The following is a 22,392-nucleotide window of genomic DNA, read 5'->3' as shown; positions in this document are numbered from 1 at the left end:
GCTCAGGCGGCCCGGCGCCCGGAGGAGACCTTCGAGGCCTGGCGCGAGGTGGCGTCGAAGACCCGGACCCAGTCGACCTGGGCGGCGTCGCCGAACTTGTCCGCGGTGAGGTTCTTGAGCTCGTAGTCCGAGGTGAGGTTCGAGAGCACGAGGTACTGCGGGACCTGCGAGACGGCCTTGGCCTCGCGGTAGTACTCGCGCCCGTCGATGCGGAAGATGTACTCGTGGGCGGTCCACTCCACGGAGTAGACGTGGAACTCGTCCCACCAGTTCTTGCCCTCGCCCAGCGAGCGGCGGGCCTCGGGGAAGGTGCTGCCGAGGGTGACCTTCTTCCAGTTCGCCTCGTAGTAGTGCACGTGCGAGCCGATGGTCTCGGTGCCGCGGCCGTTCTCGCCGAAGAACTCCATGACGTCGATCTCGGTGCCGCCCTGGGGGTCGCCGTCGACGTACTTCGTGCCGGTGGGCAGCATCCAGAAGCCGGAGTGCATGCCCTTCGAGCGCTGCGGCTTGATGCGCGCGGCGACGATGCCGTGCCGGAAGGAGCGGGTGTACTCGGTCGCGACCTGGCTGTTGAGCATGTAGGTGCTGGTGCCGGCGACGCCCTTGTTGACGTAGCTGCAGGCCTGGCCGGCGTAGTCGGGGTCGGCGGCGACGCCGAGGTGCAGGACGCCGTCCTGGACGCGCCGGGCGGCCGGCGAGGTGCGGGCGCAGGTGCGGGGGGCGTAGACGCTCTCGTGCTCGCGCTTCTGGTCGTTCCACACGGTGGTGTTGAGCTCGGTGCCGGAGAAGGTGTCCTCGAAGTCGGCGTGCCAGCGCTCGGTGGTGACCGTGCCGGTGACCCACATGCGCTTGTCCGAGGTGGTGAACGCGCGGTAGGTGCCCCGCTTCGGGGCGAAGGCCGCCGAGCCCCAGGCGTCCTCGCGGGCGGTGGCGTACTTGGTCCAGCCGCGCGGGGTCCTCCGCTCCAGGGTCACCTTCTGGCCGGGGTTGGCCGGGGTGAAGGTGGCGAGCAGGCTGCCGGTGTTCTGCGGGTCCGCGGCGGCCGCGCCGGGCTGCACGATCGGCGGCAGCGCGGCCAGGGTGCCGCGGACGACGGTCGGGCGAGCCTTGCCACCGCTCTTGCCACCGTTCTTCCCGCTGTTCTGGCCCGCCTTCGGGCCGCCCGGCTTGCCGGCGGCATGGGCAGTGGTCGGGACCAGCGAGAGCAACAGGACGGTGACGACCAGGACGCACGTGCCCACGAAGACGGCGCGGGTGGCCTTGGAACGATCGATCACGCTGACGAGCTGCACGGAACTTCCCCCACGTTGTGTGTCGCCCCCGAGCGACTGTTGATCCGTAGCCGGTGTGTTGTTACCGGTTTGTTGCTGACGGAGGAGAGTTTGTGTCCTAAACCTAAAGTTTGAGGAACTACTGAGCAGTAACCACCCGAATGGTCTAGTCGGCTACGCCATCCGGACCATGGGGAAGGTCTGTCCACTGTTCCGTTCGTCGTAGCGGGCGCGCTGCGCAGCGGGTCGCGGCGTGCCGTTCGATTGCCGGGGCGCCCGCGCACCGCCGTAGGCTTGACACGTCATGAGCACTGCATCCGACGCCCCCGTGCGCACCTACGAGGTCAAGACCCACGGGTGCCAGATGAACGTCCACGACTCCGAGCGGCTCAGCGGGCTGCTCGAGGACGCGGGCTACGTCAAGGCCCCGGTCGACCAGCAGGCCGACGTCGTGGTCTTCAACACCTGCGCGGTGCGGGAGAACGCGGACAACAAGCTCTACGGCAACCTCGGGCAGCTGGCGTCGGTCAAGGCGGTCACGCCCGGCATGCAGATCGCCGTCGGCGGCTGCCTGGCCCAGAAGGACCGCGACACCGTCACCACGCGCGCTCCGTGGGTCGACGTCGTCTTCGGCACCCACAACATCGGCTCGCTGCCGGTGCTGCTCGAGCGGGCTCGCGTGCAGGAGGAGGCCCAGGTCGAGATCCTGGAGTCCCTCTCGGTGTTCCCCTCGACGCTGCCGACCAAGCGCGAGTCGGCGTACGCCGCCTGGGTGTCGATCTCGGTCGGGTGCAACAACACCTGCACGTTCTGCATCGTGCCGGCGCTGCGCGGCAAGGAGAAGGACCGCCGACCCGGCGACATCCTCGCCGAGGTCGAGGCGCTGGTCGCCGAGGGCGTCACCGAGATCACCCTGCTGGGGCAGAACGTCAACGCCTACGGCGTGGAGTTCGGTGACCGCCAGGCGTTCTCGAAGCTGCTCCGCGCGTGCGGCGCGATCAAGGGCCTCGAGCGGGTCCGCTTCACCTCACCCCACCCGGCGGAGTTCACCGACGACGTGATCGAGGCGATGGCCGAGACGCCCAACGTGATGCCGTCGCTGCACATGCCGCTGCAGTCGGGGTCCGACAAGGTGCTGCGCGACATGCGCCGCTCCTACCGCCAGGCGAAGTACCTCGGGATCATCGAGCGCGTGCGCGCCGCGATCCCCGACGCCGCGATCACCACCGACATCATCGTCGGCTTCCCGGGCGAGACCGAGGAGGACTTCCAGGCCACCCTCGACGTCGTCCGCGCCGCGCGCTTCTCCTCCGCCTTCACCTTCCAGTACTCCAAGCGCCCCGGCACGCCCGCCGCGGTCCTCGAGGACCAGGTCGCGCCGGAGGTCGTCAAGGACCGCTACCTGCGCCTGGTCGAGGTGCTCGACGAGATCTCGTGGTCGGAGAACAAGGCCCTGGTCGGGCGCACCGTCGAGCTGATGGTCGCCGAGGGCCAGGGTCGCAAGGACACCGCCACCCAGCGCCTGTCCGGACGGGCCCCGGACAACCGGCTCGTCCACTTCGCGGCCGACTTCTCCGCCGTCGGTGCCGACTCCGTGCGACCCGGCGACATGGTGGCCGTCGAGATCACCTACGCCGCGCCCCACCACCTCGTCGCGGACGGCGCGATCCGGTCCGTGCGCCGCACCCGCGCCGGCGACGCCTGGGAGCGACGTACGTCGGCTCCCTCCGCCCCTGCCGCGGTCGGCCTCGGCATGCCCGCTGTCGGCGTACCCGCTCCGCTGCCCCCGGCGCCCGCCTGCGGCTGAGGGTCCACCCGCTCGGCTGGAGTCACCGGATATCCGGTGACTCTTCCGACAGCGTGGAATCCCTGATGCACCTGACGGCTCGAGGTCTCCACGATCACGTTGTCCACAGGCCGCCCGGAACGTCTCGCGTGCCCGCACCGCGGTGCGGCATCGTCGAGCCATGGATCGCCTCGCCCCTCTGCTGTCCGCTCAGGGCGGCGTCGTCTCGCGCAGGCAGGCGCTGGAGGTCGGGCTCCTGCCGCACGACCTGCGGAGGCTCGTACGTCGCCGAGAGTTGGCCCCGATCCACCCCGGAGTCTTCGTCGACCACACCGGCAGCCCGACATGGCTCCAGCATGCGTGGGCGGCGGTGCTGTTCTGCGCCGCCAGGGGCGAGGAGCAGGGAGTAGCGGCTGCGCTCGGCGGCGCGTCGGCCATGCGGGCAGCCGACGGACCGGGGCGTGGCAACCACGACGGACCCATCGTGGTCGCGATCCCGCGCGAGCGACGGGTGGTCGCCCCGGTGGGGATCCGGGTCGTCCGGACCTTCGCCCTCGACGAGCGCGTGCTGTGGAACCTCCGCCCACCGCGGATGACGTACGACGAGGCGGCACTCGACGTGGCGCTGGAGACCGTCGGTGAGCTCGACGCCGTCGGGGCAGTGGCCCGGGCCGTCCAGGGGCGGCACACCACGGCGGCGAGGATGCTCACCGCGCTCGGGCGGCGGTCGAGAGCGCCGCGCCGCGACTTCCTGGTGGGCGTGCTGTCGGACGTCGCGTCGGGCGCGTGCTCGGTGCTCGAGCGGGAGTACCTCGAACGGGTCGAGCGACCGCACTTCCTACCGGCTGGTCGACGCCAGCTCAGGGTGGGGACGATCAGCGGGGTGGTCTACCGCGACAACGCGCTCGAGGAGCTGCTGATCGAGCTTGACGGTCGGTTGTTCCACGACACCGCCGAGCAGCGGGACGCCGACCACGAGCGCGACCTCGACGCCGCCGTCACCGGACAGGACTCGGTGCGCCTGACGTGGGGTCAGGTGGTCGGTCGTCCGTGCTCGACCGCCGCGAAGGTGTCGGCGATCCTCGAGTCGCGCGGCCTGCGTGGTGGCCGCCGGTGCGGGCCGGGGTGCGGCTGGGTCGTCGCAGCCTGACGGGATCGTGGAATCCGCGTTCCCTCTGATGACTCAGGAGTTCCACGATCCCGCTGGAGTCGCCGGATATCCGGTGACTCCAGCCGTGGGGCGTCCGGTCAGGCGGGCGGCTCGGGCGACCCGTCCTCGGCCTCCTGGCCGGACGACTGGTCGGTGGTGTCGGACTCCTCGTCGTCCGAGCCGTCGGGCTCCTGCTGCTTGTCGTCGGCCTCGGAGACCTCGTCGGGCAGGACGTCGTCCACGGCCGGGTTGGAGTCGGGATCGAGGTCCCGGGCCAGGCCGTTGTCGGCCTCGTCGGTGTGCAGGGCGTCCGCGTCGACACCGCCGGGCAGCAGCTGCGGGTCCTCGGTCGTCGGCTCCGGGATCGGGCCGAGCTTCTCGTCGCTCATCGTCCGATCCTGACGTGCCGGGCCAAGCCTGACCACCCCCGCGGGGCGGTCCGTGGCTCAGGAGGACCCCGGCGGCCACCCGAACGTGAGGTAGCGGGCGCCCGACGTGAGCTCGGACAGCGCGTACGCCTCGTGCGGCACCATCGGCGTCGGCAGCCCGGAGAGCGCGAACCAGCCCAGGTCGGTCGCCTTGGTGGTCTCGACGATCGTCGGCGTGCCACTCCACGAGCGTGCGGTGAAGAAGAAGTCGACCCGCTCCTCGACGGCCGGCCCGAACTGGCTGCGCTGCATGGTGAACGCGAGCTCCAGGTCGAGGTCGCCGATCGCGAGCTCCTCGACGGCCTCGCGGCGCGCGGCGTCGTACGCCGTCTCGCCGGGCTCGACGTGCCCGGCAGCCGCGGCGGCCCAGTGCCCCGCCATGTAGGGGACGTCGCCGCGTCGCTGGAGCAGCACCTCGGTCCTCGTCCCGGACCCCCGCAGCAGGTAGACGTAGGAGGCCGGGACGAGGGCGAAGTGCGGAGCCGTCACGCCTGGTGGGTCGGCGGTGCCGGCGGGATGTCGTCGTCCTTGCCGTCGAGCTTGTCGAGCGCGTCGCGCGCCTTGCCCGTGGCCTGGTCGATCTTGTCGGCGTGCTTGCCGCCGGTCTTCTCGTTGGCGAAAGCGCCGGCCTTGTCGATGCCCTCGGCGATCTTGTCGCCGTGGTCGTCGACCGCCTTGGTCAGCTTGTCCTTGGCCTTGTCCAGGAACGACATGAGCTCCTCCTCCGAACCGAACCGGTCCGCCCCCACGGGGCGGTGACTCCGGCGAGTCGAAATCCTAGTCCCGCATGGACAATGGCGACATGCCGCAGCCGATCGTCGCCCTCGTCGGCGCCACCGCGTCGGGCAAGACCGGGCTCAGCCTCGACCTCGCCGAGCGGCTGGGCGGAGAGGTGGTCAACACCGACGCGATGCAGGTCTACCGCGGCATGGACGTCGGCACCGCCAAGCTCCCGCCTGATGGTCGTCGCGGCATCCCGCACCACCTGCTCGACCTGATGGAGGTCACCGAGCCCGCGACGGTCGCCCTCTTCCAGCGGTGGGCGCGCGAGGCGGTCGCCGACATCCGCGACCGCGACGCGACCCCGGTCCTCGTCGGTGGCTCCGCGCTCTACACCCGCGCCATCGTGGACCGCTTCGAGTTCCCCGGCACCGACGAGTCGCTGCGACGCGAGCTGGAGGCCGAGCTGGACCGGGTCGGCGCCCACGCCCTCCACGAGCGCCTCCGGGGCGTCGATCCCGAGGCGGCGCGATCGATCGTGCCCGACAACGGCCGCCGGGTCGTCCGCGCGCTGGAGGTGGTCGCCCTCACCGGCCGGCCCTACAGCGCCAGCCTCCCGCGGCTGGAGTACGCCGACTCGCTGACCGTGCAGGTCGGCGTCGACATCGACCGGCCGACACTCGACGCCCGCATCGAGCAGCGGGTCGAGGACATGTTCGCCGGTGGCCTCGTCGAGGAGGTCGAGGCGCTGCTGCGGTCCGGGCTCGCCGACGGGCGTACGGCCGGGCACGCCATCGGCTACCGCGAGGTGATGGGCTTCCTCGCCGGTGACCGCTCGCTGGCCGAGGCGATCGAGCAGACCAAGACGGCCACGCGCCGCTTCGCCCGACGGCAGGACTCCTGGTTCCGCAAGGATCCCCGCATCGTGTGGGTGGCCCACGACGACCCCGACCGCGTCGAACGGGCGGTCGCCGCGATCGAGGCCCTGGCGCCGAGGTAGGGCAATTTCGGTCAAGCGGCCGACCACGGTGCGGTGCGAGGCTGACGGCATGGCGACGCTCTACTACACCGGCTCCACCCTCGACGGCTTCATCGCGACCGACGACCACTCCCTCGACTGGCTGACCTCCCGCGACCTCGACATGGAGGGCCCGATGGCCTATCCCGTGTTCCGCGAGCGGCTCGGCGCCTGCGTCATGGGCGCGACCACCTGGCAGTGGATCCTCGACCACGACGAGGAGCCGTGGGGTCCGCTCCCGACCTGGGTGATGACGCACCGCACCTTCCCCGACGCGCCCGCCAACGTCCGCTTCGACCGCGACGACGTAGGCCGGGTGCATGCCGAGATCACCGAGGTCGCGGACGGCAAGGACATCTGGATCGTGGGCGGGGGAGAGCTGGTCGGCCAGTTCCACGACGCCGGGCTGCTGGACGAGGTGTGGGTGCAGTACGCCCCGGTCACGATCGGCAGCGGCGCTCCGGTGCTTCCGCGCCACGTCGAGCTGAGGCTCGAGGAGGTCGCGCGCAACCGCGACTTCATGTGCGGTCGCTACACGGTGGTGCGCTGACGCGCGGCGGTCATGGACAGCGGGGCCGGTTCGCGGCAGGGTGGGCGGACCATCGCTCTCGGAGGCCCCCATGCTCTCTCGCACGCACCTGCGCACGTCCCTCGCCGCTGTCACCGTGACCGGCGTCCTGGCCGGCCTCGTGGCCGCCACCCCTCTCGCCCAGGGGGCTCCGGCGCCGAGTGGCGTCGACCTCAGGCCGACCGCCAAGAAGCCCACCGCGATCGGCAAGGGTGGCGCCGTCACCACCGTCGACCCCGAGGCCACGGCGGCCGGGCTCAAGGTCCTCAAGGCCGGCGGCAACGCCGTCGACGCCGCGGTCGCCGCGGCCGCCACGCTGGGCGTGACCGAGCCCTACAGCGCCGGCATCGGCGGTGGTGGCTACTTCGTCTACTACAACGCCAAGACCGGCAAGGTCCGCACGATCGACGGTCGCGAGACCGCGCCGCGCAGGATGCCGCAGGACGCGTTCATCGACCCGGCCACCGGCGCGCCCTACAACTTCACGCCCGAGCTGGTGACCAGCGGCGTCAGCGTCGGCACCCCCGGGACGCTCGCGACCTGGGACAAGGCGCTGGGCAACTGGGGCACGCTGTCCCTGGGCGAGGCGCTCGCGCCGGCCACCAAGGTCGCCCGACGCGGCTTCAAGGTCGACGAGACCTTCCGCCAGCAGACGCTCGACAACGTGCAGCGCTTCATGGCGTTCAAGGACACCAAGAAGCTGTTCCTGCCCAAGGGCGACGCCCCGAAGGTCGGCTCGATCTTCCGCAACCCCGAGCTCGCCGACACCTACGACCTGATCGCGCAGAAGGGCACCCGCGCCTTCTACCGCGGGCCGCTCGCCCGGTTGATGGCCGACGTGGTCCGCAAGCCGCGCACCACGAAGAAGACCAAGCTCCCGGTGCCGAAGGGCTACCTCACGCCGCGCGACCTGCGCGACTACAAGGTGCGCTCGCAGAAGGCGACGAGGTCGACCTACCGCGGTCACGACGTCTACGGCATGGCGCCGTCGTCGTCGGGCGGCACCACGATCGGCGAGGCGCTCAACATCCTCGAGCGCTACGACCTGTCGGCGATGACCGTGCCGCAGGCGCTGCACCACTACCTCGAGGCCAGCGCGCTGGCGTTCGCCGACCGCGGCACCTACGTCGGCGACCCGGCGTTCGTCGACGTGCCGGTCAAGCGACTGCTGGACAAGAAGTTCGCGGCCGAGCGCGCCTGCTCGCTCAACCCCGACGCGGCGGCCGCGAAGCCGGTCGCCGCCGGTGACGTGACGTCGTACGACGGCGTGTGCAGCCCGACGAAGGAGCAGGGCGTCACCGACCCCGACACCGAGAACATCTCGACCACCAACCTCACCGTCGCCGACAAGTGGGGCAACGTCGTCGAGTACACCCTCACGATCGAGCAGACCGGTGGTTCGGGCATCACCGTGCCCGGCCACGGCTTCCTGCTCAACAACGAGCTGACCGACTTCTCGACCGTGTACGACGCCGCCGACCCGAATCGCATCCAGCCGGGCAAGCGCCCGCGCAGCTCCATGTCGCCGACGATCGTGCTCAAGGACGGCAAGCCGTTCCTCGCGCTCGGCTCGCCCGGTGGCTCCACGATCATCACGACCGTGCTGCAGATGCTGGTCAACCGGATCGACCTCGGCATGACCATCGAGGAGGCCATCGCCGCCCCGCGCGCCTCGCAGCGCAACACCGCGAGCGTGTCGGCGGAGCCGGCCTTCATCGACGCCTACGGCGTCGCCCTCACCGCGCTGGGCCACACCCTCGCGCCGGCCGGCGACGCGTTCACCAGCGCCGCGGAGATCGGCGCCGCGACAGCGATCGAGTTCGGTCCCAACAAGCTGCTGACCGCGGTGGCCGAGCCCAGCCGCCGGGGCAAGGGGTCGGCCGCGGTGGTCGACAAGAAGTAGTCCCCTGCCTGACACACTGGGACGCGTGAGCTACCCCTTCCTCAAGGGCCACGGCACCGAGAACGACTTCGTGGTCCTGCCCGACCCCGACGGCACGGTTCACGGCGACCTCTCCACCGAGCGGGTGCGGGCGCTGTGCGACCGAAGAGCGGGCCTGGGCGCCGACGGCGTGCTGCGCGCGGTCCGGCGGGCCGAGGGCTGGTTCATGGACTACCGCAACGCCGACGGCTCGGTCAGCGAGATGTGCGGCAACGGCGTCCGGGTCTTCGCTCGCTACCTCCACGACCACCAGGGCGAGCCGTTCCCGATGCGGATCGAGACCCGCGACGGCGTCAAGGTGCTCGACCTGGCCGGCGACGAGCTCACCGCCGACATGGGTACGCCAGTGGTGCTGGGCGAGACCACGGTGTCGGTCGACGGACGCAGCTGGGCCGCGCAGCACGTGTCGATGGGCAACCCGCACGCCGTGGCCTTCGTCGACGACCTCGCCGACGCCGGCACCCTGCGTGAGGCGCCCGACCACGACCCGTCGGTCTACCCCGACGGCGTCAACGTCGAGTTCGTCGTGCGTCGCGGTGAGCACCACGTCGCGATGCGGGTGCACGAGCGGGGTGCGGGCGAGACCCGCTCCTGCGGCACCGGCGCCTGCGCGGTGGCCGTGGCGGCTGCGCTCGCCGACGGCGCGCCCCGCGGGACGGCGTACCGCGTCGACGTCCTCGGCGGCACGCTCACGATCGTGTGGACCGACGACGACCGCATCCTGATGACCGGCCCTGCGGTCCTGGTCGCCGACGGCGTCACCGACCTGTAGTCGACCGACAGCTCGGACGTCCTAGTATCGCGGCCATGGACATCACCGGATCCTCTGCCATCGTCACCGGCGGCGCCAGCGGCATCGGTGCCGCGGTCGCCCGAGCCCTCGCCGCGAGGGGCGCCGTGGTCATGGTCGCCGACCTCAACGACGAGCTGGGCGAGGCCCTCGCCCAGGAGGTCGGGGGAGTCTTCGCCTCCGTCGACGTCACGAAGACCGACCAGGTCGCCGGCGCCGTCGAGGCAGCAGCGGAGATCGCGCCGCTGCGCGCCTGCGTGAACTCCGCCGGCATCGGCTGGGCCCAGCGCACCATCGGCCGCGACGGGCTCCTCGAGCAGGCCCACGACCTCGACGCCTTCCGCAAGGTCGTGGAGATCAACCTGATCGGCACCTTCGACATGACCCGCCAGGCCGCGACCGTGATGAGTCGCAACGAGCCCGACGCCGACGGCCAGCGCGGCGCGATCGTCAACCTCGCCTCGGTCGCCGCCTTCGACGGCCAGATCGGCCAGGCGTCGTACTCCGCCTCCAAGGGCGGCGTGGTCGGCATGACGCTCCCGGTCGCGCGCGACCTCTCCGCCGCCGGCATCCGGCTCAACACCGTGGCGCCGGGGCTGATCGACACCCCGATCTACGACGCGTTCCCCGACCCCGACGAGTTCAAGGCCAACCTCGGCGCCAACGTGCTCTTCCCCAAGCGCCTCGGCCAGGCCGCCGAGCTGGCCAGCATGGTCGTGGAGTGCCTGACCAACTCCTACATGAACGGCGAGACCATCCGCGTCGACGGCGGCATCCGGATGCCTCCCAAGTGACCCGCGACCGGCGCATGGACCGCCGCGCGGTGGTCTAGCCCGACGCGGTCAGTTCTGCCGATTCCGGCGTGTTCGCTATACGAACGCGGCATGGTCATCCTGGGGAGTGCTGAGGAATCAGCCAGGAAGTGGGGATGATCGACATGATGCAGTCGCGTGGGGCGACTCTGGACAACGATTCAGGTGACGGGTCCGGCACAGGCGGCGAGAGCGAGCTGACCGCGCTCGTGCGCCGCTGGATGTCCGTCGGCCGCCACCAGGAGCGCCTGCGTCGCGACAGCGTGCTGCAGGTCGCGCCGCGCGTGGACGACGTACGCCCAGCGCCTGAGCCGACCGAGCCCGACGAGCCGGTCGAGGCGGTCACCGCCGGGCCCGCCACCCCCTGGCCGGCACCTGCCGAGTCGTCGCCGGCCGAGCCGGTGCCGGTCGTCGTCACCCGGGCGAACATCGCCACCACTCCGCCCCCGAGCCCGCGCGCCTTCCAGCCTGCGACGCCGCGCATCCCCGCGCTCCCGCACCGCCCGACGGCCGACGAGGTCGAGCACGCCCCGCGCATCGCCGTGCTGATCGACGCGCGCCGGGTCACCGAGGACATCGCCTCCGGCCTGCTGACGATGGTGGCCGAGCGCGGCGCGGTCAACGTGTGCCGGGCCTACGCCGACTGGACCCGCTCCGACCTCGGCGGATGGGTGGGCCGGATGCGCCGCCAGGGACTGCACTCCTTCCACCAGTTCGCCGACGACGACGACCAGGCGCTGGTCGCGCTGGCCATCGACGCGGTCGACATCGCCCGCGACGCCGCGATCGACGAGATCGTCATCGCCGGCGACATGACCTCGATGCTCCCGCTGGTCCACCGGCTCCACGCGGCCGGTGTGCGGGTGGTCGTCGTGGGACCGGCCCACACGCCCCACGACGTACGCGCTGCGTGCGACGAGTTCCTCGACGCGGGCTCCGTCGGCTCGGAGCAGGTCGCGCCCGCCGGGAAGCACCGCGCCTGACGCAGGACGGGTGAGCGTGGGCAAAGCGTTCGCGCAGGTCGGGTCGCGCGACCTACGCTGGTGGGCATATGACGAACGCACCTGACTCCCCGGCCGCCGACTTCACGCTGCGCGACGCGCTCGACGCCACCCGCGGCTGGGACGACGACACGATCCAGCTCGACGACGAGCTGCTCGAGGACACGCTCGACGACGACACGGACGACTTCGAGTCCGGCTACGCCGACGACACCGACTACGACGACGCCGATCCCGAGGAGGCCTCGGTCGGCGCCCAGGACCTCGCCGAGCGTCACGCGCTGCGGCGCGTGGCGGGCCTGCGCACCGAGCTCGAGGACATCACCGAGGTCGAGTACCGCCAGCTCCGCCTGGAGAAGGTCGTGCTCGTCGGCGTGTGGACCGGCGGCACCGTCACCGACGCCGAGAACTCCATGGCCGAGCTCGCGCTGCTCGCCGAGACCGCCGGCTCCGAGGTGCTCGAGGCCGTCTTCCAGCGACGCCAGTCACCCGACCCGGCGACCTACATCGGGCGCGGCAAGGTCGAGGGGATCCGAGAGATCGTGCAGGCCACCGGCGCCGACACGGTGATCTGCGACGGCGAGCTCGCGCCCAGCCAGCTGCGCAACCTCGAGGACAGGATCAAGGTCAAGGTCGTCGACCGCACCGCGCTGATCCTCGACATCTTCGCCCAGCACGCGAAGAGCAAGGAGGGCCAGGCGCAGGTCGAGCTGGCCCAGCTGCAGTACATGAAGCAGCGCCTGCGCGGCTGGGGCGGCAACCTGTCGCGCCAGGCCGGCGGCCGAGCCGCCGGCGGTGACGGCATCGGTGGCCGTGGCCCCGGTGAGACCAAGATCGAGACCGACCGCCGGCGGATCAACACCAAGATCGCCAAGCTGCGGCGCGAGCTCAAGGAGATGCGCGGCACCCGCGACGTCAAGCGTCAGTCCCGCCGCCGCAACCACATCCCCAGCGTGGCCATCGCCGGCTACACCAACGCCGGCAAGTCCTCCCTCCTCAACCGCCTGACCGACGCCGGGGTGCTCGTGGAGGACTCGCTCTTCGCGACGCTCGACCCCACCACGCGTCGTACGACGACCGCGGACGGGCGCATCTACACGATGTCCGACACCGTCGGGTTCGTGCGCCACCTCCCGCACGGCCTGGTCGAGGCGTTCCGCTCGACGCTGGAGGAGGTCGCCGACTCCGACCTGCTGCTCCACGTCGTCGACGGCTCGCACCCCGACCCCGAGGGCCAGATCGCCGCGGTGCGGGTGGTGCTCGCCGAGATCGGCGCGAACAAGGTCCCCGAGATCATCGTGATCAACAAGTCCGACGCCGCCGACCCGCTCGTGATCAGTCGGCTGCTCGTCCGTGAGCCGCACAGCGTGGTGGTCAGCGCGAAGACCGGCGACGGCATCGAGGCGGCCTTGGCGGCCATCGAGTCCGAGCTGCCCCGCCCGCAGGTGGAGTTCGACGTGCTGCTGCCCTACGAGCGCGGCGACCTGGTCAACCGGATCCACCAGGAGGCCGAGATCGGGTCGTTGGAGCACACCGGCGACGGCACGCTCGTGGTCGGTCGCGCCAATGCCGACCTGGCAGGGGAGCTGGCGGCGTACAGTCGCTGACGTTTTGCGTCTCGCGCGAGCCGGAACCAACGGTGCCGGCCACGCGTTGAGCCGTCCGAGCCCGGATTCGGGCGAACGTCGACCTTGAGGAAGTATGTCGCGCATGTCCCGTGGTGTCTGGATCCGCTTCCTCCTCGTGCTGGGCCTGCTGGTCGGGTGCGCGGCGCTGGCGATCAACGTCAAGCCCAACCTCGGCCTCGACCTCAAGGGCGGCGCGCAGTTCGTCTTCGAGGCGGAGGGCACCGAGGCGACACCCGCCTCCTCGGAGAACGTCGACAAGACCCTGCAGGTCCTGCGCGGCCGGGTCGACGCCCTCGGTGTCGCCGAGTCGACCCTCGTGCGCCAGGGCCAGAACCGCATCCTCGTCGAGCTGCCCGGCGTCACCAGCGACGAGGAGGCGCAGCAGGCCGAGGAGCGCATCGGCACCACGGCCAAGCTGACCATCCACGAGGTGCTCCGCACCGCGCAGCCCGACGAGGCGACCGACCCCGATCAGGCCCAGGACCAGCAGGACGAGACCGCCGCGCCGGACGAGAGCGGCGACACCCAGGGTGACGGCAACGGCCAGGGTGACGGCCAGGGCAACGGGAAGAACGGCAACGGCCAGAACGGCGGCCAGAACGACGGCCAGGACGACGGCCAGGGCAACGGCAACGGCAACGGCGACGGGGACAGCGCGGGCGACCTCGTGCTGCCGTCCGACCAGGGCGACTACCTCGCGGTCGGCCCCACGGTCATCCAGGGTGACGAGATCACCGGGGCCAGCGCGCAGCAGCCGCAGAACAGCGTCAACTGGGTCGTCGCGATCGACTTCAACCGCCAGGGTGGCAACACCTGGGCCGACATCACCGGCAAGGCGGCCTGCAACCCCGACGGCGACCCCAAGCGCCGGATCGCGATCGTCCTCGACGGCGAGATCATCTCCTCGCCCCAGGTCGAGACCAGCGTCGGCTGCGACGTCGGCATCCGCGGCGGCGGCACGCAGATCACCGGTGACTACACCGCCAAGTCGGCCGGCGAGCTCGCCGCGCTGATCGAGGGCGGCTCGCTGCCCCTCGAGCTCAAGCCGATCTCCGACCGCCTCGTCGGCCCCTCGCTCGGTGCCGCGGCGATCGACCAGTCGATCGAGGCCGGCCTCATCGGCATCCTGCTGACCGGACTGTTCATCGTCGCCGTCTACCGCCTCGTCGGACTCATGGCGACCCTCGCGCTGGCGTCGTACGCCCTGCTCGCCTACGCCATGCTCGTCGGGCTGGGGTCCACGCTGACCCTGCCCGGCCTCGCCGGCTTCGTCCTCGCGATCGGCATGGCCATCGATGCCAATGTGCTTGTCTTCGAGAGAGCCAGGGAGGAGTACGAGGCCAATCCCTCCGCGGGTCTGAGGCGGGCACTCACGATCGGGTTCAACAAGGCGTGGACCGCGATCATCGACTCGAACGTCACCACGCTCCTGGCGGCCGGGCTGCTCTTCTTCCTGGGCTCCGGCCCGATCAAGGGCTTCGGTGTCACGCTCACCATCGGTGTCATCGCCTCGATGATCTCCGCGCTGATCATCGCCCGCGTGCTGTGCGACGTCGCCGTCTCGCCGAAGTCGGTCGCGCGCCGGCCGATGGTCAGCGGTCTGGGCGACATCGGCCGCGTGCGCCGCTGGCTCGAGCGCAAGAACCCGCAGCTGATGAAGCGCCGCAACACCTGGCTCGGCATCTCCGCGGCGGCGCTCGTCGTCGCCGTCGCTGGCATCGCGACCCAGGGCCTCAACCTCGGTGTCGAGTTCACCGGTGGCCGGCAGCTCGACTACACCGTCTCGAAGGAGATCTCCGTCGACCAGGCGCGTGATGCCGTCGCCGAGGCCGGGTTCCCCGAGGCCGTCGTCCAGACGGCCGACACGGCCGACTTCACCGTCCGGACCGGCGAGATCAGCAACGACCAGGAGCGCCAGATCGAGGCTGAGCTGTCGAAGATCGGCGGTACGGTCGACAAGGTCGACGACCAGACGATCGGCTCGTCCCTCGGCAAGGAGCTGCGCAACAACGCGCTCATCGCCTTCGGCGTCGCGTTCCTGGCCCAGCTCATCTACCTCGCCATCCGGTTCAAGTGGACCTTCGGCCTCTCCGCGGTGCTCGCGATGGCGCACGACGTGATCATCGTCGTCGGCCTGTTCGCCTGGCTCGGCAAGCCGATCGACGGCATCTTCCTGGCCGCCGCCATGACCATCGTGGGTCTGTCGGTCAACGACAGCGTCGTCGTCTTCGACCGCATCCGAGAACGCTGGTGGGGCTCGCGGCCCGACCAGGACTTCATGGAGCTGGCCAACACGGCGTCGGTCGAGACCCTGCCCCGCACGGTCAACACCGGCCTCGGCGCCATGTTCATCCTGGCCGCGCTCGCCGTCATCGGCGGCGACTCGCTGCGCGACTTCTCCATCGCCCTGCTCGTCGGCCTCGGCATCGGCACGCTGTCGTCGGTCTTCGTCGCCACGCCGATCCTGACCTACTTGCAGGAGAGGTATCCGATGAGCCGGGTGAAGAAGGAGAAGGTCGTCCGGACGGCCGACGACTCCGGCGCGGTCGTCTGACCTCCGCTTGCCTCCGGGTCTGGGATCTCTGGGATCTCTGGGCCTCCGGGCCTGGGTCCTGGAGTCACCGGATATCCGGTGACCACCCCGCTTGTCACACCAGATCTGGGGTGACAAGCGGGAGACTCGGGTACGAAGGTCGCCCTCGAGCCGCTCGCTGGACCCGCCGGCCCTTGCCGGGTTGCCGTAGGCTCACCGCATGCTCTGGCTCCTGCTGATCGTCGTGCTCGGCGTCGTCGCCTACAAGTACCGCGTCAAGATCCTGTCGCGGGTCCTCGGCCAGCCCGAGCGGCGCATCGAGCGTCACATGAACCGCAAGCAGATCGGTCGCAAGAAGAACTACTGAGCGCGCCAGCCATTCCTCGGCGGCGCGCTGTGGATGGCGTACGACGTCGTGTCGGCGCCGCCCCGTAAGGTTCTGGGGTGCCTGAGACCGACACCGCCACCACCTCCGTCGCGACGGTCCTGGCCCAGGCGGTCACCGCGCTCGGCGGGCAGCAGCGCGACGGCCAGGTCCAGATGGCCACCGAGGTCGCCGACGCCATGGAGGAGGGCCGCCACCTGCTCGTGCAGGCCGGCACCGGCACCGGCAAGTCGCTGGGCTACCTCGTCCCGGCGATGCTCCACGACAAGCGCGTCGTCGTCGCCACCGCGACCCTCGCGCTCCAGCACCAGCTCGTCGAGCGCGACCTGCCGCGGCTGGTCGAGGCGGTCAAGGACGTGCCCGGTCTCGACACGTCGTACGCCGTGCTCAAGGGCCGCTCCAACTACGCCTGCCTGCACCGGATCCGAGCCGGCGTCCCGGACGACCAGGGCACCCTGGTCGACGTCCCGATGGGGTCGATGGCCGAGAAGGTCCTCGAGCTGCGCGCGTGGGCCGAGGAGGAGTCCGAGCAGAGCGGCAGCGGCGAGCGCGACAACGCCCCGCGCCACACCGACCGCGAGTGGCGTCAGGTCTCGGTCAACCACCGCGAGTGCCTCGGTGCCGCGAAGTGCCCCTTCGGCGCGGAGTGCTTCGCCGAGCTGGCCAAGGAGAAGGCGCAGCGCAGCCACCTGGTCGTCACCAACCACTCCCTCCTCGCGATCGACGCGATCGAGGAGGTGCCGATGATCCCCGACTACGACACGGTGGTCATCGACGAGGCTCACGAGCTCACCGCGCGCGTCACCCAGGCAGCCACCGACGAGCTCGCGGTGTCCGACATCGAGCGTGCCGCCCGTCGCTCGACGCGCTGGACCGAGTCGGCGTCGGGCGACCCGGCAGGCGACCTCGAGGACGCTGCGGGCGCCCTGGCCGAGGCCTTCGAGGCGACCCCTCCCGGGCGGATCGACCAGGTCTCGCAGCAGCTGTCCGACGCCCTGGTGCTCGTGCGCGACGCGGCGCGTGCCTGCGTCTCGGCGTATCCCCGCGAGTCCGGCGGCGAGGGTGAGGGCGACGCCGGGCGCACCCAGTCGAAGGGGATGGTGCAGGAGGTCTTCGTCAACGCCGAGCGGATGGCGGCCGGATCGCAGGCTGACGTGCTCTGGCTCGGCGAGGCGCGCGACCGGTTCCCCGCGCGGCTGCACGTCGCACCGCTCCAGGTGTGGGGGCCGATGCGAGACAAGCTCCTCACCGACAAGACGGTGATCTTCACCAGCGCGACGCTGATGCTCGGTGGCGAGTTCGGCGCCGTGGCCACCTCGCTGGGGCTCAAGCCCGCCGAGCGGATCGGCTCCCAGGTCGCGAGCAGCGATCCGGAGAACGCACTGCCGTGGAAGGGCATCGACGTCGGCTCGCCGTTCGACTACGGCCAGCAGTCCATCCTCTACGTCGCCCGTCACCTCCCGCAGCCCGGCCGCGACGGTCTCGGCCAGGCCCAGCTCGACGAGATCTGCGACCTCGTCGACGCGCTCGACGGCCGTACGCTCGGTCTGTTCTCGTCCCGTCGGGCGGCGGAGACGGCGGCGGAGGCGGTCCGCGCGAGGCTGCCGCACCTCACCACGCTCGCGCAGGGCGACGCCCAGCTGCCCGAGCTCGCCAAGCAGTTCGTGGAGGACCCGCACACGTGCCTGTTCGGCACGCTCTCGCTCTGGCAGGGCCTCGACGTCCCCGGCGACACCTGCCAGCTGGTGATCATCGACCGGATCCCGTTCCCGCGGCCCGACGACCCGCTGATGTCGGCACGGCAGAAGGCCGCGGACCAGGCCGGCGGCAACGGCTTCATGCAGGTCGCGGCCACCCACGCCGCGCTGCTGATGGCGCAGGGAGCCGGACGGCTGATCCGGACGACCACCGACCGCGGCATCGTCGCTGTGCTCGACCCGCGGCTGGAGACCGCCCGCTACGGCCGGTTCCTCAAGGCGTCGCTGCCGCCGATGTGGTCGACGGTCGATCCGGGGCTCGTGCGCCAGGCGCTCAAGCGGCTGGGCGAGGCGTAGCCCGCGCGCTCGTCAGCGGAAGAGGACGTAGGCCGCCACGGCCAGCACCACGAGCGCGACCACGAGGAGGACGGTGCGGTTCGTGCCGCCGCCCACCTCGACGATCGCGTCGGAGCGGGTGGGAGAGCCGGCCGGGGTCGCCGGGGGAGTGGCGTACGCCGTCGCACCGGCCGCGCTCGGGCCCGCTCCCGGCTTGCGCCGGTGATCGGCGAGTGCGACGACGGCCTCGTCGAGCCACTGGTCGACCTCGCCCATGTCGTAGCCGTCACGGAGCCGCGTCGGGGTGAATCGGTAGTTCTCGACCGAGCTGGGGGACAGGTTCGCCTCGCCGTGCGCCAGGACCAGGAAGACGAGGTCGACGAGCGAGTCGACCTCTCCCGTGTCATAGCCCTCGCGGAGCTTGGTCGTGGTGAAGCGGGGGCGTTCGAGCGTCATCGGGGTCCTTCGTCAGGGTCGGTCGGGGGAGTAGCCGAAGACCTGGTAGTCGCGGCGGTACATGGTCGCGACCAGCTCCCGCAGCTCGTCCGAGACCTGCCGGTCCCGCCCGCCGGGCGCGGTCTGGTTCTTCGGCGCGGTCGGCACGGCCGGCGCACCGACTCGCTGGCACACCTCGGCGAAGTCGCGGTCGAAGGTCTCCAGCCGTCCCAGCAGGTCGACGCGGTTGAGGTCGATCATCCGGCTCTGGAGCGTCAGGTGCTGGTCGGTCCCCGGCACCGCCGCGAGGTCCTGCGCCGCGGTCCAGCGGGCGAACTCCTCGATCGTCTGCATCCGCTCCAGCTGATCGGGCTCGAAGCGGTAGTAGTTGTTGTCCACGACCTTGTCGTGCCACGCCGACACGAAGCGGTCGAGCGGGTCGCGGACGAAGGCGAACGTGAGGTAGTCGGCGTACGCCGCCAGCGGGTAGCGGATCCGCATCGCGTGGTCGACGTCCATCGTGACGTCGTGGCTCTCGAAGTGGTGGCGGATCGTCCGGGTCGCGACCTTGGCCACGCGGTACCAGACGAACCGGTGGCTGTGGCTGATCGTGAGGTTGTACGCCAGCGGGCTGAGCCAGCCTGACCGCTCACCCGCGGCGGCCAGGCGCTCGACCTCCGCCTCGCCGGCCGGTGTCAGCCTGCGTCGGTTGCCCGGGCGGGTGCGGAACAGCGTGGGGTCGGACATCGCCGCGAGGCTACCGCGCCCGCCTCGTCGGTCGAGGAAGGCGCCCTGGCGCCTGTCACGAGACCCGGTACCCCTCGGCACCACACCTCACTCGAACGCGATGCGCCCCCGCAGCGTCTCCGGGTCGGCCACCGGCGCGTCCGACGTCTCGGCGATGACCTCACGCGCCTGGTCCGCGCTGTCCCAGACGTTCCACAGCAGCACGCCGCGCACGTGGCCGGACCTCAGGTAGTAGACGACGCCCGTCCCGATCTCGCCGTCCTTCCAGTCCTCGACCATGTCGAGGTCGCTCCTCGTCTCCCCGACGGCCTCGTAGCCGTAGTCGAAGATGTCGGACCAGAACATCGGCGTGTAGTCGTACGTCGCGTCGGCACCGGCCATCGCCCGGCCGGCGAGCTCGCCGGACTTCTCGGCGTGGTCGACGTGCTCGACGCGACGGCGGCCGAGGAGCGCGTCGGGGTAGGCCGCCACGTCGCCCGCGGCGTACACGTCCTCGACGCTGGTGCGCAGGTGCGCGTCGACCACGATGCCGTTGTCGACGTCGAGTCCGGCTGCCTCTGCGAGGCCCGTGCGGGGGAGCACGCCGACGCCGATGACCGCGCCGTCCGCGGTGATGTCGGTGCCGTCTTCGAGGCGGATCCGGACGCCACCGTCCTGCTCCTGTCCGCCCTCGACCGAGCCGTGCACGATCGTCACGCCGCGGTCGTCGAACGCCTTGGTCAGCGTGGCGGCCAGAGCCCGCGGGAACATCTGCTCCTGCACGTCCTCCAGGTCCAGCACGAGGGTGACGTCGACGCCGTTCTGCACGAGCGCGGAGGCGATCTCGGAGCCGATGTAGCCGCCGCCCACGACCACCACGTGGCTGCCCGTCGCAGCGATGGCGCGCAGCCGCTCGTAGTCGGCGGCGGTGCGGTAGTAGACGACCTTCGGGCCGGGGTCGACCGCGAGGGTGCGCGGCTCGGCACCGGTGGCCAGCAGGAGCCTGCCGTAGCCGATGCTCGTGCCGTCCGCGAGGCGTACGACGTGTGCGCCGGGGTCGATCTCGGTCACGGTCGTGTCGGTGACGAGGTCGACGCCGTCGTCACCGTCGAGGTCACCGGCGAGGGAGGAGTCCTCGAGGCTCTTGTCGTCGTCGAGCCAGAGGTCCTTGGACAGGTCCGGTCGGTAGACGGGCTTCACCGGCTCCGAGCCGAGGATCCCGATCGTGCCGCTGCTGTCCTCGGAGCGGATGCCCTTCACCGCGCTGGCGGCCGTGACACCCCCGCCGACGATGACGTAGTCGTAGGACTGCTCGACGATGCTCATGCAGCCATCGTGGACCGTGGGTGGTGACCTTTCAACGCACCCACGGGTGGTCGTGCGCCGGTCGAGCAGGTCGCCCAGCGTCAGCTCCCGCCGGTCGAGCAGGGCGCCCAGCGCCCGTGTCGAGACCCAGGGCGCCGGGCGACCCCGGGGTCAGAGGCTGCGCAGCACCGCCGTCACGACCCCGAGGATCGTGGCGTTGTCGCCGGGGATCGGGTCGTACGACTCGTTGTGCGGCAGCAGCCAGACGTGTCCGTCCTTGCGCTGGAGCGTCTTGACCGTGGCCTCGCCGTCGATCAGGGCGGCGACGATCTGGCCGTTCTCGGCCGTCTGCTCCTGGCGGATGACGACGTAGTCGCCGTTGCAGATGGCTGCGTCGACCATCGAGTCGCCGGAGACCTCGAGCAGGAAGAGCGTGCCGTCGCCGACGAGCTGCTTGGGCAGCGGGAAGACGTCGGTGACCTGCTCCTCGGCCAGGATCGGGCCACCGGCGGCGATGCGACCGACCACGGGGATGTTGACCGCGGTCGGGGCGACGTCACCGATGCCGGTCTCGTCGACGCTGGACTCGTCGCCGTGGGAGATCGAGCGGCGCGCGGCCATCACCTCGGGCAGGAACACCTCGAGGGCGCGGGGCCGGTTGGGGTCACGCTTGAGGAAGCCCTTGCCCTCGAGCACGCGGAGCTGGTGGGCGACGCTCGAGGACGACGTGAGGCCGACGGCCTGGCCGATCTCGCGCATCGAGGGCGGGTAGCCCTTGGTCTCGATCGAGTCCTTGATCGTGGCGAGCACCCGCTGCTGACGCGGGGTCAGTCCGGTCGCGTCCGGGGGACCGTCGGGCATCTCGATGACGTTCTTGTCGTCTGACTTGGCCATCTCTTCAGAACCTCTCGACGCGGTGGCTGTTGGCTCACCGTAGCCGCCGGTGCGCCGGGGTATCAAACATCTGTTCGAAGCGCGCGTGTCGCGAGTTCGGGCAGCAGTCCGCCGAACAATTGTTCGACCGGGTGCTTGACGAGGTTCGAACACGTGCTCTAACGTCGTACACCTGTTCGATCGAACGCCTGATCGACTCAGGCCCGCTGTCGGTGGTCGTCACTAGACATTCCTCGACAGACACGATCCGGCTGACACTTCCCCAGGAGGCCACCATGAGCACCCTCAGCCTTGCACCTGCTTTCACTCCCACCGCCCGCCCGAGCTCCACCGTTCGGCTGACGCGTCGCGGGCGGCTCGTGGTCTTCGTGACATCGCTCTTCCTGGTGCTCGGCGTGGCGATGATGCTCGCCGGTGGCGCCGTCGGCACCGACTCGGCCGGTCAGGCCGCGCCGACGGAGGTCGTCCAGGTCACGCCCGGCGACACCCTGTGGGGGATCGCCAGCGACCTGGCCACCGACGGTGACGTCCGCGGCATGATGAGCCAGATCGAGCGCCTCAATGCGCTCGAGTCCGCCAGCCTCGACGCTGGCCAGAAGCTCCGCGTCCCGGTCGTCACCGACTAGGCGCGTAGACCTCCACCAGTCGCTTCGACCCCGGCTGGTGGACCAAGGGGAAGACGAGGGGCGGGCCCCGTGGCCCGCCCCTCGGCGTATTTCGGCACGGTCCGGCGGCGGTGCAACGCCAGCGCAGTGGGCTCGGAGATCGCCGCCACCCGGGCTGTGGGTTGTCCACAGGCTTTGCCGTGGGTCTGGTTCAAGCGATGCCGTCATGGGTAACTTGACGGTGCTGACGTTCCCGGGAAGGCCACCGAATCCATGCACGTACGCCGCGCGCTGGCGCTCGCCTCCGCTCTTCTCCTGCTCGCTGGTTGCTCGGGTGGGGGAGGCGACCCCGAGCCCACGCC

Annotated in this window: 21 protein-coding genes; 13 read left to right on the top strand and 8 right to left on the bottom strand. The window is 70.9% G+C overall.

All coding sequences use genetic code 11. The features are described 5' to 3' along the window. Positions 1–2 precede the first annotated feature (2 nt). A complete protein-coding gene (locus tag IEZ25_RS12180) occupies positions 3–1,277 on the bottom strand; it encodes a glycoside hydrolase family 16 protein (RefSeq protein WP_191199681.1) in 1,275 nt (424 codons plus the stop codon). Positions 1,278–1,575: 298 nt separating this feature from the next. Between IEZ25_RS12180 and miaB the strand changes: the two genes are divergently transcribed. Together miaB and IEZ25_RS12170 are read left to right on the top strand one after the other, a co-directional pair. After that, complete coding sequence (gene miaB / locus IEZ25_RS12175; RefSeq protein WP_191199680.1) at positions 1,576–3,078, top strand: tRNA (N6-isopentenyl adenosine(37)-C2)-methylthiotransferase MiaB; 1,503 nt, start codon at positions 1,576–1,578, stop codon at positions 3,076–3,078. A 160-nt stretch (positions 3,079–3,238) separates the two neighbouring features. Beyond that, complete coding sequence (locus IEZ25_RS12170; RefSeq protein ID WP_191199679.1) at positions 3,239–4,207, top strand: type IV toxin-antitoxin system AbiEi family antitoxin domain-containing protein; 969 nt, start codon at positions 3,239–3,241, stop codon at positions 4,205–4,207. Positions 4,208–4,305: 98 nt separating this feature from the next. On the opposite strand, the gene IEZ25_RS12165 is transcribed toward IEZ25_RS12170, so the two are convergent. The 3 genes from IEZ25_RS12165 to IEZ25_RS12155 are packed head-to-tail and all read right to left on the bottom strand — an operon-like array spanning position 4,306 to position 5,348. Beyond that, the gene (locus IEZ25_RS12165; protein ID WP_191199678.1) at positions 4,306–4,596 is read right to left on the bottom strand and encodes a hypothetical protein; all 291 of its coding nucleotides are present in this window, start codon (positions 4,594–4,596) and stop codon (positions 4,306–4,308) included. Positions 4,597–4,653: 57 nt separating this feature from the next. Next, positions 4,654–5,124, bottom strand: a complete 471-nt coding sequence (locus IEZ25_RS12160) for an NUDIX domain-containing protein (protein ID WP_191199677.1) — start codon at positions 5,122–5,124, stop codon at positions 4,654–4,656. After that, complete coding sequence (locus IEZ25_RS12155) at positions 5,121–5,348, bottom strand: antitoxin (RefSeq protein ID WP_191199676.1); 228 nt, start codon at positions 5,346–5,348, stop codon at positions 5,121–5,123. Before IEZ25_RS12155 ends, IEZ25_RS12160 begins: the two co-directional genes overlap by 4 nt. Positions 5,349–5,437: 89 nt before the next feature. Between IEZ25_RS12155 and miaA the strand changes: the two genes are divergently transcribed. The 10 genes from miaA to IEZ25_RS12105 all read left to right on the top strand — a co-directional run bounded on the left by miaA (position 5,438) and on the right by IEZ25_RS12105 (position 18,086). Further along, positions 5,438–6,355 (top strand): tRNA (adenosine(37)-N6)-dimethylallyltransferase MiaA, encoded by a 918-nt coding sequence (miaA, locus tag IEZ25_RS12150; RefSeq protein ID WP_191199675.1) that lies wholly within the window; start codon positions 5,438–5,440, stop codon positions 6,353–6,355. 49 nt (positions 6,356–6,404) lie between these two features. Next, positions 6,405–6,923, top strand: coding sequence for a dihydrofolate reductase family protein (locus IEZ25_RS12145; RefSeq protein ID WP_191199674.1), 519 nt, complete (start codon positions 6,405–6,407; stop codon positions 6,921–6,923). A gap of 70 nt (positions 6,924–6,993) precedes the next feature. Beyond that, positions 6,994–8,844, top strand: a complete 1,851-nt coding sequence (gene ggt / locus IEZ25_RS12140; protein WP_191199673.1) for a gamma-glutamyltransferase — start codon at positions 6,994–6,996, stop codon at positions 8,842–8,844. A gap of 25 nt (positions 8,845–8,869) precedes the next feature. Further along, positions 8,870–9,655 carry a diaminopimelate epimerase gene (gene dapF, locus IEZ25_RS12135; RefSeq protein ID WP_191199672.1) on the top strand — a complete coding sequence of 262 codons (786 nt, stop codon included), beginning with the start codon at positions 8,870–8,872 and terminating at the stop codon, positions 9,653–9,655. A 35-nt stretch (positions 9,656–9,690) separates the two neighbouring features. Then, on the top strand, positions 9,691–10,467 hold the full coding sequence (locus IEZ25_RS12130) for an SDR family oxidoreductase (protein ID WP_191199671.1): 777 nt from the start codon (positions 9,691–9,693) through the stop codon (positions 10,465–10,467). A gap of 134 nt (positions 10,468–10,601) precedes the next feature. Next, entirely contained in the window at positions 10,602–11,468 is an 867-nt protein-coding gene (locus IEZ25_RS12125) for an NYN domain-containing protein (RefSeq protein ID WP_191199670.1), read from the top strand. Between the two features lie 68 nt (positions 11,469–11,536). After that, the gene (gene hflX / locus IEZ25_RS12120) at positions 11,537–13,093 is read left to right on the top strand and encodes a GTPase HflX (protein WP_224748856.1); all 1,557 of its coding nucleotides are present in this window, start codon (positions 11,537–11,539) and stop codon (positions 13,091–13,093) included. 103 nt (positions 13,094–13,196) lie between these two features. Next, positions 13,197–15,668, top strand: coding sequence for a protein translocase subunit SecD (secD, locus tag IEZ25_RS12115; protein ID WP_191199669.1), 2,472 nt, complete (start codon positions 13,197–13,199; stop codon positions 15,666–15,668). A 199-nt stretch (positions 15,669–15,867) separates the two neighbouring features. Next, positions 15,868–16,014, top strand: a complete 147-nt coding sequence (locus tag IEZ25_RS12110; protein WP_191199668.1) for a hypothetical protein — start codon at positions 15,868–15,870, stop codon at positions 16,012–16,014. 77 nt (positions 16,015–16,091) lie between these two features. Beyond that, entirely contained in the window at positions 16,092–18,086 is a 1,995-nt protein-coding gene (locus tag IEZ25_RS12105) for an ATP-dependent DNA helicase (RefSeq protein ID WP_318152194.1), read from the top strand. Positions 18,087–18,098: 12 nt separating this feature from the next. On the opposite strand, the gene IEZ25_RS12100 is transcribed toward IEZ25_RS12105, so the two are convergent. The 4 genes from IEZ25_RS12100 to lexA form a co-directional block, all read right to left on the bottom strand. Next, positions 18,099–18,521: a DivIVA domain-containing protein gene (locus IEZ25_RS12100; protein ID WP_191199667.1), complete on the bottom strand. Its 423-nt coding sequence runs from the start codon at positions 18,519–18,521 to the stop codon at positions 18,099–18,101. A 12-nt stretch (positions 18,522–18,533) separates the two neighbouring features. Continuing rightward, complete coding sequence (locus tag IEZ25_RS12095; protein ID WP_191199666.1) at positions 18,534–19,247, bottom strand: sulfotransferase family 2 domain-containing protein; 714 nt, start codon at positions 19,245–19,247, stop codon at positions 18,534–18,536. A gap of 87 nt (positions 19,248–19,334) precedes the next feature. After that, positions 19,335–20,552, bottom strand: a complete 1,218-nt coding sequence (locus IEZ25_RS12090) for an NAD(P)/FAD-dependent oxidoreductase (protein ID WP_191199665.1) — start codon at positions 20,550–20,552, stop codon at positions 19,335–19,337. Positions 20,553–20,702: 150 nt separating this feature from the next. Then, positions 20,703–21,425 carry a transcriptional repressor LexA gene (gene lexA, locus IEZ25_RS12085; RefSeq protein WP_191199664.1) on the bottom strand — a complete coding sequence of 241 codons (723 nt, stop codon included), beginning with the start codon at positions 21,423–21,425 and terminating at the stop codon, positions 20,703–20,705. A gap of 275 nt (positions 21,426–21,700) precedes the next feature. Here lexA and IEZ25_RS12080 point away from each other — a divergent pair, with 275 nt between their 5' ends. Then, on the top strand, positions 21,701–22,051 hold the full coding sequence (locus IEZ25_RS12080) for a LysM peptidoglycan-binding domain-containing protein (RefSeq protein WP_191199663.1): 351 nt from the start codon (positions 21,701–21,703) through the stop codon (positions 22,049–22,051). Positions 22,052–22,392 lie beyond the last annotated feature (341 nt).

Origin of the sequence: Nocardioides hwasunensis, from assembly GCF_014779665.1 — a bacterium.
Taxonomy (GTDB): Bacteria; Actinomycetota; Actinomycetes; order Propionibacteriales; family Nocardioidaceae; genus Nocardioides; species Nocardioides hwasunensis.
The sequence above is the reverse complement of the archived record's forward strand: the minus strand, read 5'-3'. Positions and strand labels throughout refer to the sequence as shown.

What these genes read in the sequence shown, in the direction of transcription:
- miaA (WP_191199675.1), top strand. Translation starts at nt 5,438, where the DNA reads ATGCCGCAGCCGATCGTCGCCCTCGTCGGCGCCACCGCGTCGGGCAAG.
- IEZ25_RS12155 (WP_191199676.1), bottom strand. Translation starts at nt 5,348, where the DNA reads ATGTCGTTCCTGGACAAGGCCAAGGACAAGCTGACCAAGGCGGTCGAC.
- ggt (WP_191199673.1), top strand. Translation starts at nt 6,994, where the DNA reads ATGCTCTCTCGCACGCACCTGCGCACGTCCCTCGCCGCTGTCACCGTG.
- IEZ25_RS12080 (WP_191199663.1), top strand. Translation starts at nt 21,701, where the DNA reads ATGAGCACCCTCAGCCTTGCACCTGCTTTCACTCCCACCGCCCGCCCG.
- IEZ25_RS12165 (WP_191199678.1), bottom strand. Translation starts at nt 4,596, where the DNA reads ATGAGCGACGAGAAGCTCGGCCCGATCCCGGAGCCGACGACCGAGGAC.
- IEZ25_RS12145 (WP_191199674.1), top strand. Translation starts at nt 6,405, where the DNA reads ATGGCGACGCTCTACTACACCGGCTCCACCCTCGACGGCTTCATCGCG.
- IEZ25_RS12095 (WP_191199666.1), bottom strand. Translation starts at nt 19,247, where the DNA reads ATGTCCGACCCCACGCTGTTCCGCACCCGCCCGGGCAACCGACGCAGG.
- IEZ25_RS12100 (WP_191199667.1), bottom strand. Translation starts at nt 18,521, where the DNA reads ATGACGCTCGAACGCCCCCGCTTCACCACGACCAAGCTCCGCGAGGGC.
- IEZ25_RS12130 (WP_191199671.1), top strand. Translation starts at nt 9,691, where the DNA reads ATGGACATCACCGGATCCTCTGCCATCGTCACCGGCGGCGCCAGCGGC.
- miaB (WP_191199680.1), top strand. Translation starts at nt 1,576, where the DNA reads ATGAGCACTGCATCCGACGCCCCCGTGCGCACCTACGAGGTCAAGACC.
- IEZ25_RS12090 (WP_191199665.1), bottom strand. Translation starts at nt 20,552, where the DNA reads ATGAGCATCGTCGAGCAGTCCTACGACTACGTCATCGTCGGCGGGGGT.
- hflX (WP_224748856.1), top strand. Translation starts at nt 11,537, where the DNA reads ATGACGAACGCACCTGACTCCCCGGCCGCCGACTTCACGCTGCGCGAC.
- IEZ25_RS12170 (WP_191199679.1), top strand. Translation starts at nt 3,239, where the DNA reads ATGGATCGCCTCGCCCCTCTGCTGTCCGCTCAGGGCGGCGTCGTCTCG.
- lexA (WP_191199664.1), bottom strand. Translation starts at nt 21,425, where the DNA reads ATGGCCAAGTCAGACGACAAGAACGTCATCGAGATGCCCGACGGTCCC.
- IEZ25_RS12110 (WP_191199668.1), top strand. Translation starts at nt 15,868, where the DNA reads ATGCTCTGGCTCCTGCTGATCGTCGTGCTCGGCGTCGTCGCCTACAAG.
- secD (WP_191199669.1), top strand. Translation starts at nt 13,197, where the DNA reads ATGTCCCGTGGTGTCTGGATCCGCTTCCTCCTCGTGCTGGGCCTGCTG.
- IEZ25_RS12125 (WP_191199670.1), top strand. Translation starts at nt 10,602, where the DNA reads ATGATCGACATGATGCAGTCGCGTGGGGCGACTCTGGACAACGATTCA.